The sequence below is a fragment of the Pseudarthrobacter sp. NPDC055928 genome (assembly GCF_042270935.1).
Lineage (GTDB): Bacteria > Actinomycetota > Actinomycetes > Actinomycetales > Micrococcaceae > Arthrobacter.
Genome location: NZ_JBHJZH010000002.1, coordinates 201468 through 215126 on the forward strand (window position 1 = coordinate 201468; position 13659 = coordinate 215126).

Here is a 13659-nt window from a genome sequence, read left to right on the forward strand (position 1 = left end):
TCACCCTTATTGGCAGTTAATACAGAATGCTCATTAGACTGGCAAAGGTCTGGGTTCAGAGGACGCAGAGACTGGTTCGGATGTTGTGCTGAGGCACCGTGGCGGCCAGAGAGAAATCAAACTCATGGAAGAGGCGTATTTCAAGTGCCAGAGCAGCCTAGCCACCGTCTACCAGAGGAATTTGGCGGAAACGAGTGGCTCGTTGACGAACTGTACGAGCAGTATCAGCAGGACAAAAACGCGGTGGATGCCAAGTGGTGGCCCCTGTTCGAATCCTTCGACTCGGGCAGCGGTTCTTCCTCCAACGGAAATTCGGCCCTCGCGGTTGCTCATCCCGCAACCCGCGAAATGCCCGTCGTAGCCCAGGCGCAGGCCCCCGCAGCTCCGGCACCGTCGCCGGCAGCACAGCCGGCCGCGCCTGCCCCCGCTGCAGCTGCGCCTCCTGCTCCTCCGGCACCGGCGCCGGTTCAGAAGGCACCGGCCACCGTGGCGCGTGACGGCGCGAAGAAGACCGAGCCGGGCTCCGGATCACAGCCGATCCCCGCCCAGCTTCCCAAGAACGTCAAGGCACCTACGGCGCCTGAGGAAGACGTCGTCTCCATCCTTCGTGGCCCGGCCAAGGCCATCGCCACGAACATGGTGACTAGCCTTGAGGTTCCCACCGCTACCAGCGTCCGTGCGATCCCGGCCAAGTTGCTGATCGACAACCGCGTGGTCATCAACTCCAACCTGGCGCGGGCCCGCGGTGGCAAGGTGTCCTTCACCCACCTGATCGGCTACGCCGTCATTCGGGCCCTGTCCCAGTTCCCGTCCATGAACGTGTACTACGACGAGGTGGACGGCAAGCCCGTCGCCGTCCAGCCGGCCCACGTGAACTTCGGCATCGCCATCGACATGCCCAAGCCCGATGGAACCCGCCTCCTGATGGTTCCCAACATCAAGAAGGCGGAGACCCTCAACTTCTCCGAGTTCTGGCACACGTATGAAGACCTCATCAAGCGGGCCCGCAGCGGCAAGCTGACCGCCGACGACCACCAGGGCACCACTGTTTCCCTGACGAACCCCGGTGGCATCGGCACCGTCCACTCAGTGCCCCGCCTTTCCAAGGGCCAGGCAGCCATCATCGGCGTGGGCGCGCTGGACTACCCGGCCGAGTTCCAGGGCGCAAGCGAAAAGATCATCGCGCACAACGCGATCAGCAAGGTCCTGACGCTTACCTCCACCTATGACCACCGCGTCATTCAGGGAGCCGGCAGCGGCGAGTTCCTGAAGCTCGTCCACCAGCTCCTGCTGGGGGCACAGAACTTCTACGACGAAATCTTTGAGTCCCTCCGCATCCCGTACGAGCCCGTGCGCTGGAGCCCGGACCTGCAGGTTGACCCGTCCGACCAGATCAACAAGGTCGCCCGGATCCAGCAGCTGATCCACTCCTACCGCGTGCGCGGCCACCTTATGGCGGACACCGACCCGCTGGAGTACGTCCAGCGTAAGCACCCCGACCTCGACGTCCTGACGTATGGACTGACCCTGTGGGACCTGGACCGCGAGTGGCCCACCGGCGGCTTCGGCGGCAAGCCCATGCTGAAGTTCCGCGACATCCTGGCGGTGCTGCGTGACGCCTACTGCCGGACTACGGGCATCGAATACATGCACATCCAGGAGCCGGAGGAACGCAAGTGGTTCCAGGACCAGCTGGAACACCCCTACTCCAAGCCCACCCGTGAAGAACAGCTGCGCATTGTTTCGAAGCTGAACGCCGCGGAGGCCTTTGAGACGTTCCTGCAGACCAAGTTCGTGGGCCAGAAGCGTTTCTCCCTTGAGGGCGGCGAGTCCCTCATCCCGCTCCTTGACGCGATCATGTCAGACGCCGCCGATGACGGCCTGGACGAAGTCGCCATTGGCATGGCCCACCGCGGCCGCCTCAACGTGCTGACCAACATCGCCGGCAAGACCTACGCCCAGGTCTTCCGCGAATTCGAGGGCACCCAGGATCCGCGCTCCGTCCAGGGCTCGGGTGACGTCAAGTACCACCTTGGCACCGAGGGCACCTTCACGTCGGACAATGGCAACGAAACCAAGGTTTACCTCGCTGCCAACCCCTCGCACCTTGAAGCCGTGGACTCCGTGCTCGAAGGCATCGTCCGCGCCAAGCAGGACCGCCTGGACCAGGGCGAGGCCTTCCCGGTCCTGCCCATCATGGTGCACGGCGACGCCGCCTTCGCCGGCCAGGGCGTGGTGGCAGAAACCTTGAACCTGTCCCAGCTCCGTGGCTACCGCACCGGTGGCACCATCCACGTTGTGGTCAACAACCAGGTCGGCTTCACCACAGCTCCATCGTCCTCACGCTCATCCACGTACTCCACGGATGTTGCCAAGATGATCCAGGCTCCGGTGTTCCACGTGAACGGTGACGATCCGGAGGCAGTGGTCCGCATTGGCCAGCTCGCCTACGAGTTCCGCCAGCGCTTCCACAAGGACGTTGTGATCGACATGGTCTGCTACCGCCGGCGTGGCCACAACGAGGGCGACGACCCCTCGATGACCCAGCCGCTGATGTACAACCTGATCGAAGCCAAGCGCTCCGTCCGCAAGCTGTACACCGAATCGCTGATTGGCCGTGGCGACATCACCGAAGATGAAGCAGAGCAGCTGCTCCGCGACTACCAGGAGCGCCTGGAGCGGGTCTTCGCAGAGACCCACGCCGCCCAGACTTCCCCGATCCCGATCATCACGGCGGACTCCGCAGCGGTTTCGGACATCGAACGTCCCATCGCCCAGCAGTCCGATTTCGGCACCAACGCTCCCGCGTCCACTGCCATCTCCCCGGAGACCCTGGCCCGGATCGGCAAGGCACACGTCGAAATCCCCGAGGGCTTCACCGTCCACTCCAAGCTCAAGCAGCTCCTCGAGAAGCGCGAGCAGATGTCCCGTGAAGGCGGCATCGACTGGGGCTTCGGCGAGATCGCAGCCTTCGGTTCGCTCATCATGGAAGGCGTTCCCGTCCGCCTCGCAGGTCAGGATTCGCGCCGTGGAACCTTCGTGCAGCGCCACGCCGTGTTCCACGACCGCTCCAATGGCAACGAGTGGCTTCCCTTGGGCAACCTCTCAGACAACCAGGCAAAGCTGTGGATCTACGACTCCCTGCTGTCCGAATACGCGGCCATGGGCTTCGAGTACGGCTACTCAGTGGAGCGCCCTGACGCGCTCGTGCTGTGGGAGGCGCAGTTCGGCGACTTCGTCAACGGCGCGCAGACCATCATCGACGAGTTCATCTCCTCCGCCGAGCAGAAGTGGGGCCAGCGTTCATCGCTCGTGCTGATGCTGCCGCACGGTTACGAGGGCCAGGGCCCGGACCACTCCTCGGCACGTATCGAGCGCTTCCTGCAGATGTGCGCGGAAGAGAACATGATCGTTGCCAATCCCACGACAGCCGCATCGCACTTCCACCTGCTGCGTCGCCAGGCGTACAGCAGGCCGCGCAAGCCGCTGATCATCTTCACGCCAAAGCAGTTGCTCCGCCTCAAGGGAGCGGCATCCTCGGTCGAAGACTTCACCACTGGCAGCTTCCGCCCGGTCATCGGTGAGCACGAGCAGCTGGCGGCTGACGCCGTCGAACGCGTGTTGCTCGTATCCGGTCGCCTGTATTACGACCTCCTGTCCACCCGGCAGAAGACCGAGGACAAGACGACGGCGATCGTCCGTGTCGAGCAGCTCTATCCGCTGCCCGCGGCGGAAATTGCGGCGGAGCTCGCCAAGTACCCGAACGCGGAGGTTGTCTGGGCACAGGATGAGCCCGCCAACCAGGGACCGTGGCCGTTTATGGGCCTGAACCTTCCCGACGCGCTTGACCGCAGGGTCCGGCTCGTGTCCCGTCCGGCGTCGGCATCCACTGCCGCCGGCTCCATGAAGCGGCACGCAGCCGAGCAGGACACACTCCTGAAGCAGGCTTTCGCCCGTAAGTAACCACGGGGGCTGCCCGGCCGGACGTCGAAATACCAGACTCCGGCCGGGCAGTTCTGTTTAATGGGTTGCGAGGGTACCAACGGGCAGAGTCTGCCCGGCCCGTCCCGCGCTGCCGGCATGGGGCGCCATTCAGTACGGAAGTAAAGAGGAACTTGTGGAAGACAGGAAGCTGCGCATCGCAGCTGTTGGAGATGAACTGCTGGCCGGACTGGGCGATCCCAGGGCTCTCGGCTGGCTGGGCCGCGTCCTGGCCCGCACTCCGCAGGATGGCATGGCACTTGAGAGTTATGCCCTCCCCTGCCCACAGGAAGGAACGGAAGGACTGGCCGCACGCTGGCTGGAGGAAGCCGGCCGGCGTTTCAGCGACCTCCACGAAAACCGGCTGGTCATCGGGCTCTCCGGCCGCGATATTGAGTTTGGCCTCTCCACCGCCCGCAGCCGCCTTAACCTGGCCAACATCCTGGACTCCGCCTCGCAGAACCGGATCGAAGTCTTTGTGGTTGGCCCGCCACCTACGCTGGATCCCACCCAGAACCGCCGGCTGGGAGAGCTCAACACGGCCTTCGCCGATGTAACCACCAGGCGCAAGCACCTGTATGTTGACACCTTCTCACCCCTGCTGAACCACGAGCAGTGGCGCCAGGACCTCGCGGCTAACGGTGGGACACCCGGCCAGTCTGGCTACGGCCTGATGGCCTGGCTGGTCCTGCACCGGGGCTGGTTCCAGTGGCTGGGCATGGACGCCCCGGAGTAATCCCCACGCCGCCAATCGCGATATATCTTGACCCGTCCGCCGAGGCGTTATACCGTGGGGTATCAGTCACGATATATCGCGATCTTGGAGGATCCATGGCAGAGAGCAGCTGGGCCGTCACCGAGCCCCGCATTATCGACGTCGACGGTGTCACGTCGCTGAAGCTGGGAATGGTTCGCGGGCGGTTCGACATTGTCACCCACACGGACACCGTAGCGCGAGTTGAGGTTTCCGAAGTCCAGGGCGATCCCGTAGCCATCAGCCTGGTGGACGGCCGGTTGGAGGTTCGGCACCAGCTCCACGGGCCGCAGGGGTGGTTCAAGAACCTCATGGGCACCGTCAACCACAACAGCAACAATTCGGCTGTCATCAGCATCGCCTTGCCCGAGGGCGTTGACGTGGAAGCCGGAACGGTCAGCGGGGATGGCCTGGTGTCGGGTACCGGCGGGCACATACGGCTCAACACGGTGTCTGGCTCGGTGATGGCGGATGGAACCGCCGGTGACCTCCACGTCAACACGGTCAGCGGCGAGGTGATCGCACGCAACCACGACGGCGTCCTGACCGCCAAGAGCATCTCCGGTGAAGTCACCGCCTCTGGAAGGTTCAGCCACATCCGGGCCAACACTGTCAGCGGCGACATGAGCTTCGACCTCCTGGGCTTCACCCAGGATTTTGGCGCCAATTCAGTTTCGGGCGACCTGACCATCCGCCTTCCGCACGACGTCGGCGTGGACATCGTGGCCAAGTCGGCCAGTGGCACGCTGGTCATCGACAACCAGCAGTACTCCCAGCCCGGCGGCAAGGTGGAAACAATCGCCGGCCCGGACGGCAAGCTGATGATTGTCCGGACCAACTCTGTCTCCGGCAAGACCTCCATCTTCCATGGCCAGACAGCCGGGGCCCCGGAAACAGAGTACTGATGCCTCCTGTCTTCGCCCACGGCGCCCTAAGGCTCTACCTCCTTGCCCTCCTCGAGTCCGGGCCCAAGCACGGCTACGAGCTCATCAAGGCCCTCAATGAACGGTTCGGCGGCACGTACTCCCCCAGCGCGGGCACCATTTACCCGCGGTTGGGGAAGCTGGAAGAGGAAGGGCTCGTCGCCACGGAATCCGCGGGCCGCCGTACCAACTACCACATCACGCCTGCAGGCCTGGCTGAACTGAACACCCGCCGGGACGAGCTGGCCGGCGTCGAAAACGACATTTCCGCCTCCGTCCGGCGGTTGGCGGATAGCCTCCGCGACGATATCCGGACCAACATGCGTGGCCTGAGGGCAGATCTCGCAGCAACGGCCGAGGCAGCAAGGGCCTCGGTCCGGAACGGTGACTTCAGTTCGGCCGGACCCCGGCAGTCACCCGAAGGACAACGCACGCTCAAGGAAGCCGAGATGCTCCTCCAGGCGTTCCGCGACGACCTCCGAGTCGAGCTGAGGCTGCAGGCTAACAGGGAGCCGCTGAGCCCCATGGTGCTCGAAACCGTCCGGACGGTACTTGACCAGGCCCGCATTTCCATCCGGAATTCCCTGCCGGGCTGAGCGGCCGCTTCACAGGCGGTCCTGGTTCGCGGCCCGTGCCATCATGTGGGAGACTTGAGGGCAGCTCTTTTGAGTACCAACATTAAGGAGGCCAGCTATGAGCAAGCGTGCACGTAAACGTCGTGACCGTAAGCGTGGCGGCGCGAACCACGGCAAGCGCCCCAACACCTAAGCAAAAGCTTGGTATGACGGTTCAAACGAAGAACCCCGGAAGTCACATGGCTTCCGGGGTTCTTCGTCTCTTACGGTGTGTGGCCGGTTCGGTGCCCTCAGGCCTCGACGGGACGGATTGAATGGATCCGGTCCAGGATGGCGTTCTTCAGGTTCTCCGGTGCCGCTTCCGTGCAGGAGCGTTTGACCATGTTGCGGATGACGCATTCGAGGTCATACTGCTGGGTGCATTCCGGGCAGTCATCGAGGTGGTGCTTGATGTCCGTGATGTCTTCCCGGGTCAGTGCCCCGTCAAGATATTCGTAGATGCGTTGCATCCGGGCGTCGTCGCAGTCGCCCAATCCCTGGCAGTCGCTCATTTCCTGTTCTCCTGTTGTGTGCTTCCGGCCGTTTCCTGAGGATCGACGGCGGTTTTGAATCCCCGCTCGGCGGCATATTCCGCCAACATGTCCCGCAACATTTTCCGGCCGCGGTGGAGCCGGGACATCACAGTGCCGATGGGCGTGTTCATGATGTCTGAAATTTCTTTGTACGCGAAGCCTTCTACGTCGGCGAAATACACCGCGAGCCGGAACTCTTCGGGAATGGCCTGCAGCGCCCTCTTGACGTCGGTGTCAGGCAGGTGGTCCAAGGCCTCTGCTTCGGCCGACCTTAACCCGCTGGACGTGTGGGACTCTGCCCTGGCGAGTTGCCAATCCTCAATGGTGTCCGAGTTGGACTGCAGCGGTTCGCGCTGCCGCTTGCGGTACAAATTGATGTAGGTATTGGTCAGGATGCGGTACAGCCACGCCTTGAGGTTGGTACCGGGCTTGTACTGGTGAAAGGCCGAAAATGCCTTGGTGTAGGCCTCCTGCACAAGGTCCTCGGCATCAGCGGGGTTCCGCGCCATCCGCATGGCCGCTGAATAGAGCTGGTCCACGTACTGCATGGCATCGCGCTCAAAACGAATCCGGCGCTCCTCCGTGCTTTCCGTGGCAAGGTCAACTGCCGGGGCTTCGGGTTCTGTGGCCGCCGTGTCCGGCAACAGCGCGGCATCAGGCGTTCCGCCTGACTTCGCGGCGTCCGGTGAGACATCCGCGGTCTTGGCTTCGCGCCCGGAGGCCTCATACATGGCCTCGAGGGCCGGATCCAGGGTGCTCATCGCCCCCAAGTCTACTGTGACGCTCCGGGCACGCGGCGACCCGTACTCCGGGGCACCGGTTTCCAAAGCCTCCATCGCCACGGGGCCTGCCACGTCCATGCCGTCCTTCACCAACCCCAAAGGCCAACTCCATTTCCCTGTACCGTTCGATGCGCCCGGACCTGCAGCCCGCAACCCAACCGCCATGGCGCAGTGTGCGCCGTGATTCGTCCGGCACTGCCGGACCCGCAATCCATAACCTTTAGTGGCGGGCAAATATTCCCCAAAAGTGCAAGACTAGAACCGACTCCGCCGCATTCGACGCGGTTCGTCCAGCCAGGAGGAAATCCATGTCCTTTGTCCGTACCCTCGCCCGGCCCATGCTGGCATCCAGCTTCGTACTCGCAGGACTGGATAAGCTCAAGAACGCGGATGACACTGCCCAGCAGCTGTCGCCGCTTCTGCGCAAAGCCACGGCCTCACTGCCTTTCCGTACGGAAGACAAGACACTGGCCCGGGTCATCGGCGGGGTGCAGGTGGGCGCCGGAGTGCTGTTTGGCCTGGGCAAGTTCGCGCGGTTCTCTGCGACGCTGCTCACGGTCATCTCTGCCCTTAACACATTCGTCGAATGGCGCAGCGCCGACATCAGCACCAAGGAGGCCCGTGTGGCACGCCGCAACCAGCTCCTGAAGAACCTGTCCCTGAGCGGCGGGGCCCTGCTGGCTTCGGTGGATACTGCCGGTAAGCCAGGGTTGGCCTGGCGGGCGGAACACCTCGCTGCCGACGCCAGGAAGGGCGCTTCGCACCTGGCAGCTGACGCCCGCAAGAGCACTGGGAAGAAACTCCACAAGGCCGACAAGGCCGTGCGTCGTGTGGTGGACCAGGCAACGGGGGCATAAGGACGCATGACCGGATCCACTACCGCCCTTTCGCAGCCTGACGCTGCCGAAGCTCTTCCGCTCTGGCCCGCACCGTTCGCCACCAGGCCCATCAATGCCACCGTGACCGTGCCGGGTTCGAAATCCCTGACCAACCGGTTCCTGGTCCTGGCGGCGCTGGCTGACGGACCGTCCCGGCTCCGCGCTCCGCTGCACTCCAGGGACTCCGCCCTGATGATTGAGGCCCTGCGGCAGTTGGGGGCTTCCATCACGGAAGTTCCCGGCGACGGAGCCTTCGGCCCGGACCTTGAGGTCGTTCCCCTCAGCCAGGACGCGCCGTCGTCGCTGGCCCGGATCGACTGCGGACTGGCCGGCACCGTCATGCGCTTTGTTCCTCCGCTCGCTGCACTGCGGAACGGCGTCAGCGTGTTCGACGGCGATCCGCACGCCAGGAACCGCCCCATGGGGACCATCATCGAAGCCCTGAAGGCGCTCGGTGTGGCCGTGACGGCAGAGGACGGCGGGACACCGGCGTCCCTGCCCTTTGACGTGGCCGGAACCGGGGAAGTCCGGGGCGGACATCTGGTGATCGACGCCAGTGCCTCGTCCCAGTTTGTTTCTGCATTACTGCTGGTGGGTGCACGCTTTACAGAGGGGCTGCACCTGGAGCATGTCGGTAAGCCGGTTCCGAGTCTGGACCACATCAACATGACAGTGGCAGTCCTTCGCGGCGTGGGCGTGTCCGTGGATGATTCCGTCCCCAATCACTGGGTCGTGGCGCCAGGAACCATCCGGGCGTTTGACCAGCGCATTGAGCAGGACCTTTCCAACGCCGGCCCTTTCTTGGCCGCCGCATTGGCCACCAGCGGCACGGTCCGGATCCCCAACTGGCCCACTGGAACCACGCAGGTGGGTGACCTCTGGCGCAGTATCCTTGCGGACATGGGCGCCACGGTCAGCCTGTCCGACGGCGTCCTCACGGTCACCGGCGGAGCTCAGATCAAGGGCGCCGACTTTGATGAAACCAGTGAGCTTGCCCCCACTGTCGCGGCGCTGTGCGCGCTTGCCAGCGGGCCCTCCCGGCTCAGCGGCATCGCACACCTCCGCGGCCATGAGACTGACCGGCTCGCCGCCCTGGTCGCCGAGATCAACCGGCTGGGCGGCGACGCCGAGGAAACCAGCGACGGGCTGGTGATCCGCCCGGCCAAGCTGCATTCCGGCGTCGTCCACAGCTATGCGGACCATCGAATGGCAACTGCAGGGGCGATACTGGGCCTCGCAGTGGAGGGCATAGAAGTAGAAGACATCGCCACCACGGCCAAGACCATGCCCGATTTCCCGCGGCTGTGGGAAAACATGATCGCGCAGGGCCAGGAACCCGGTACGCCGGGACCCGCTGGTAACGCATAGTGGCACGCAGCACTGACTCCTGGGACGAATCCGACGTCCGGATCCGCCCCAGCAAGAAGGGTTCCCGGCCCCGCACCAAGGACCGCCCCAGCCACGATGATGCCGTGACAGGACGGATCATTACCGTGGACCGCGGCCGATACACAGCGGTGGTCGGCGAAGATTCAGGGGAAGAACGCATCATCATCGCCGCACGGGCACGGGAACTCCGCCGGTCCCCCGTGGTCGCTGGCGACTTCGTTTCATTGGTGGGAGATGTCTCCGGGGAACCGGACACGCTGGCCCGGCTGGTCCGGATCCAGGACCGCAGGACGCTCCTGCGGCGCAGCGCCGATGATACCGACCCCGTTGAACGGGCAGTCGTGGCCAACGCCGACCAGCTCGTTGTTGTGGTGGCGGCGGCCAATCCCGAACCACGCACCGGCTTCATTGACCGTGCACTCGTCGCCGCCTACGACGCCGGCATCGAGCCGATCCTGCTGGTCACGAAAGCCGATGTCAAAGACCCTGCCGAACTTCTGTCGAACTACGAGCACCTGGACTTCCCGGTCATCATCAGCCGGACGGCCGACGCCGCTGCATCCGGCATCGATGCCCGCTCCGACGACGGGCTCTCGGCGCGCCTCGACAGCGATGCCGTCGCCCAGCTTCGGGCCTACCTCGATGGCAAGGTCACGGTGATGCTGGGGCACTCAGGCGTAGGCAAGTCCACCATGGTGAACGCCCTGACCGGAGCCGAGCGAGCCACTGGCGGAGTCAACGCCGTGACAGGCCGCGGACGCCACACGTCCTCCTCGGCCCTGGCCCTTAAGCTGGCCGACGCCCCTGCTGGAAGCTGGATCATCGACACCCCCGGCATCCGGTCTTTCGGACTGGCGCATGTCGACGCAGACCGCATCCTCCGCTCCTTTCCGGACCTGGAACCGGGCACGGATGCGTGCGAGCGCGGCTGCAAACACAATGCCAGCGCAGTCAATTGCGGCCTGGACTCCTGGGTTGCCGAAGGCCATGCGGGCCCAACCGGACCTGCCAGGCTCGCGTCCCTCCGTCGCCTGCTCGGCACCGATCCCCGCATGGAGGGGCAGGAAACCAAGGAATTGGGCAGCGTCAACTGACCCGCCCGGCCGGCTGGGACCAGCGCCCAGGCTGTTCAGGACGCCGCCCGAAGCCGGGGTCCCCAACCACACGGCGCTTTGACGGTAGTTTGGAACCATGATCCAACCCGCTTCGAGCTACAACGATGACCTGCGCCTGGCCCACGTGCTGGCCGATTCCGTGGACGACCAGACCATGAGCCGCTTCAAGGCACTGGACCTCCACGTCGAGACCAAGCCGGACCTGACCCCGGTCACTGATGCCGATAAGGCCGCCGAAGAAGCCATCCGTGGCCAGCTTTCCCGTTCCCGCCCCCGCGATGCGGTCCTGGGCGAGGAATTCGGCAGTTCAGGCCATGGCTCCCGGCGTTGGATCATCGACCCCATCGACGGCACCAAGAACTTTGTCCGTGGCGTACCGGTGTGGGCAACACTGATTGCGCTTGTGGACGAAGGCGAGCCCGTCGTCGGTGTCGTCAGTGCCCCTGCCCTGGGCAAGCGCTGGTGGGCTGCCAAGGGCGCAGGCGCCTACATGGGCCGATCGCTGGCTGCGGCCACCCGGCTAAAGGTCTCAGACGTGTCGAAACTCTCGGACGCTTCCCTGTCTTACTCCAGCCTGAGCGGCTGGAAGGACCGCGGGAACCTGGATGACTTCCTTGGGCTCACCGAAGACGTCTGGCGCACGCGTGCCTACGGCGACTTCTGGTCCTACTGCATGGTGGCCGAAGGCTCCGTGGACATCGCGTGTGAGCCGGAGCTGAATCTCTACGACATGGCGGCACTGGTCCCGATCGTGGTGGAGGCCGGCGGCCGCTTCACCTCCCTCGAGGGTGAAGACGGTCCGTTTGGCGGCAACGCGCTTGCGACGAACTCCATCCTGCATTCGGAAGTCCTCAAACGGCTCAACCCCGACCTGGACGACCTCCTATAGCAGCCCAAGTGCCGAATTATCAACGGCGGACGCCTCCTGATGGGGGCGTCCGCCGTCGTATCTTCGGATAACCATGGGTATTTCCATCCGCGCGTAACAAAAGCCTTAACATTCGGACGGGCTTCCTGCCCGCCCCGCCCATGTTCTACGCTCTTAACAGGTCACGAGTGCCAGCGCGAAACCCCGGTTTGCTGGCCGGCAACCCTCCATTCGCGGTGGGGTGCCCCGGGTGACGACCAGGCCGGTCCGGAACGGACCCGGCAAGCGCGGATTCCCGGGACAGGGAGTCCCTCTAAAGTGAGGTCTCTGTGACAACAGCCACCGTCTCCCCCAACTCCGCCGTCCGTACCCTGGCCGCAAACGACACCGCAGCCCTGTTCAGCGAACGGCTCGCCGTTGCCGGACGGCCGCTCTCCGCCGTCACCGGCGCCGAAATCCAGGCCCCGCTGATCCAGGGCGGCCACGTGCGTTACGCCAACCTGGACTACGGCGCCTCCGCCCCGGCCCTCTCGGTTGTCTCCGCCTACCTCAACGAGATCCTGCCGTTCTACGCCAGCGTCCACCGCGGCGCCGGCTACGCATCCCAGATCAGCACGTCCGTCTACGAGAACGCCCGGAACATCGTGCGTGACTTCGTGGGAGGCCGGCCCGGTGACTCCGTCATCTTCACCAGGAACACCACGGACTCCCTGAACCTCCTCGCCGGGTGCCTTCCGTCCGCGGACGGCCGCCCCACGGGGGAGGTTTTGTACCTCGACATCGAGCACCACGCCAACCTCCTGCCGTGGCAGGGCGTCCCGCACCGCAGCGTCGTTGCGGCCGACACCGTGGACGGCACCATCGAGGCCCTCGGTGCCGAACTGGAACAGGGCGGAATCAGCCTGCTCGCCGTCACGGGCGCCTCCAACGTCACCGGCGAAATCCTGCCCATCCGTGCCCTCGCCGCCCTTGCCCACCAGCACGGCGCCCGGATCGTCGTCGATGCCGCGCAGCTCGCGCCGCATCGCCGGATCAACATCAGCGCCGACGACGTCGACTACCTCGCTTTCTCGGGCCACAAGCTCTACGCGCCCTTCGGCGCAGGCGTCCTCGTGGGGCGGTCGGACTGGCTCGACGCGGGCACGCCGCATCTTGCCGGCGGCGGCGCAGTGCGGGAGGCCAGGCTCGACGGCGTCAGCTGGGCCACCGGCCCAGCCCGGCACGAGGGCGGTTCGCCCAATGTCCTGGGCGCCGCCACGCTGGCTCGCGCCACCCAGGTCATCGCATCGCTGGATCAGGACCGGTGGCACGCCCACGAGTCGGCTATCCGGTCGTTCCTGGTGGAGGGTCTGCAGAAGATCGAAGGCGTGACGGTACACCAGATCTTCAAGGACACCGATCCGGACACCGACACCATCGGCGTAGTGAACTTCTCGGTCGAAGGCTACGACGCCGGCCTGGTGGCTGCCTACCTGTCAGCAGAACACGGCGTAGGCCTCCGCGACGGCCGGTTCTGTGCCCACCCCCTGCTGAAGCGCCTGGGCCTCCCGTCCGGCTCCCTGCGGGCAAGCTTCGGCGTTGGGTCCCGCCTCGAAGACGCCCAGCGTCTGCTGGCTGGCATCGAGGAACTCCGCCGAACCGGCCTGGGCTGGGACTATGTGGTTGACTCGGGCCGCTGGGTTCCGGCTAACGACACCCGCAAATACCCGGACTGGGCACCCAATACGCCTGGCACGGCAGGCGCTGCCCCCTGCATCGACGACTGACCCGGGTTACCCGGCTCATGCGGTAAATTCGAAGGATACCCAAGGGCATCTGGCGA

The 13659-nt window shown here is 64.8% G+C and carries 12 protein-coding genes and 1 riboswitch; of the genes, 10 read left to right on the forward strand and 2 right to left on the reverse strand.

Annotation, left to right across the window (positions count from 1 at the left end; translation table 11 throughout):
• The first annotated feature begins 144 nt into the window (after nt 1-144).
• From ACFC25_RS04035 to ACFC25_RS04055, 5 genes are all read left to right on the forward strand, one after another.
• Entirely contained in the window at nt 145-3963 is a 3819-nt protein-coding gene (locus ACFC25_RS04035; protein WP_376044144.1) for a multifunctional oxoglutarate decarboxylase/oxoglutarate dehydrogenase thiamine pyrophosphate-binding subunit/dihydrolipoyllysine-residue succinyltransferase subunit, read from the forward strand.
• 154 nt (nt 3964-4117) lie between these two features.
• Nucleotides 4118-4717, forward strand: a complete 600-nt coding sequence (locus ACFC25_RS04040; protein WP_337345816.1) for a GDSL-type esterase/lipase family protein — start codon at nt 4118-4120, stop codon at nt 4715-4717.
• A gap of 95 nt (nt 4718-4812) precedes the next feature.
• Nucleotides 4813-5640: a DUF4097 domain-containing protein gene (locus ACFC25_RS04045; protein ID WP_376044145.1), complete on the forward strand. Its 828-nt coding sequence runs from the start codon at nt 4813-4815 to the stop codon at nt 5638-5640.
• A complete protein-coding gene (locus ACFC25_RS04050) occupies nt 5640-6254 on the forward strand; it encodes a PadR family transcriptional regulator (RefSeq protein ID WP_337351022.1) in 615 nt (204 codons plus the stop codon). Before ACFC25_RS04045 ends, ACFC25_RS04050 begins: the two co-directional genes overlap by 1 nt.
• A gap of 97 nt (nt 6255-6351) precedes the next feature.
• Entirely contained in the window at nt 6352-6426 is a 75-nt protein-coding gene (locus ACFC25_RS04055; protein WP_369299106.1) for a 50S ribosomal protein bL37, read from the forward strand.
• Nucleotides 6427-6523: 97 nt separating this feature from the next.
• On the opposite strand, the gene rsrA is transcribed toward ACFC25_RS04055, so the two are convergent.
• Together rsrA and ACFC25_RS04065 are read right to left on the reverse strand one after the other, a co-directional pair.
• Nucleotides 6524-6784, reverse strand: a complete 261-nt coding sequence (gene rsrA / locus ACFC25_RS04060) for a mycothiol system anti-sigma-R factor (RefSeq protein WP_131131627.1) — start codon at nt 6782-6784, stop codon at nt 6524-6526.
• Nucleotides 6781-7566 (reverse strand): sigma-70 family RNA polymerase sigma factor, encoded by a 786-nt coding sequence (locus ACFC25_RS04065; RefSeq protein ID WP_376044147.1) that lies wholly within the window; start codon nt 7564-7566, stop codon nt 6781-6783. The genes rsrA and ACFC25_RS04065 overlap by 4 nt, the downstream gene beginning before the upstream one ends.
• 329 nt (nt 7567-7895) lie before the next feature.
• Between ACFC25_RS04065 and ACFC25_RS04070 the strand changes: the two genes are divergently transcribed.
• The 5 genes from ACFC25_RS04070 to ACFC25_RS04090 all read left to right on the forward strand — a co-directional run bounded on the left by ACFC25_RS04070 (nt 7896) and on the right by ACFC25_RS04090 (nt 13603).
• Nucleotides 7896-8444 (forward strand): DoxX family protein, encoded by a 549-nt coding sequence (locus ACFC25_RS04070; RefSeq protein ID WP_337345813.1) that lies wholly within the window; start codon nt 7896-7898, stop codon nt 8442-8444.
• 6 nt (nt 8445-8450) lie between these two features.
• A complete protein-coding gene (gene aroA, locus ACFC25_RS04075; protein ID WP_376044149.1) occupies nt 8451-9833 on the forward strand; it encodes a 3-phosphoshikimate 1-carboxyvinyltransferase in 1383 nt (460 codons plus the stop codon).
• A complete protein-coding gene (locus ACFC25_RS04080; protein ID WP_376044151.1) occupies nt 9833-10948 on the forward strand; it encodes a ribosome small subunit-dependent GTPase A in 1116 nt (371 codons plus the stop codon). The genes aroA and ACFC25_RS04080 overlap by 1 nt, the downstream gene beginning before the upstream one ends.
• A gap of 97 nt (nt 10949-11045) precedes the next feature.
• On the forward strand, nt 11046-11858 hold the full coding sequence (gene hisN / locus ACFC25_RS04085) for a histidinol-phosphatase (RefSeq protein WP_376044153.1): 813 nt from the start codon (nt 11046-11048) through the stop codon (nt 11856-11858).
• Nucleotides 11859-12017: 159 nt separating this feature from the next.
• Nucleotides 12018-12131, forward strand: a riboswitch (SAM riboswitch).
• Between the two features lie 35 nt (nt 12132-12166).
• The gene (locus ACFC25_RS04090; protein ID WP_376044154.1) at nt 12167-13603 is read left to right on the forward strand and encodes an aminotransferase class V-fold PLP-dependent enzyme; all 1437 of its coding nucleotides are present in this window, start codon (nt 12167-12169) and stop codon (nt 13601-13603) included.
• Nucleotides 13604-13659: the final 56 nt, after the last annotated feature.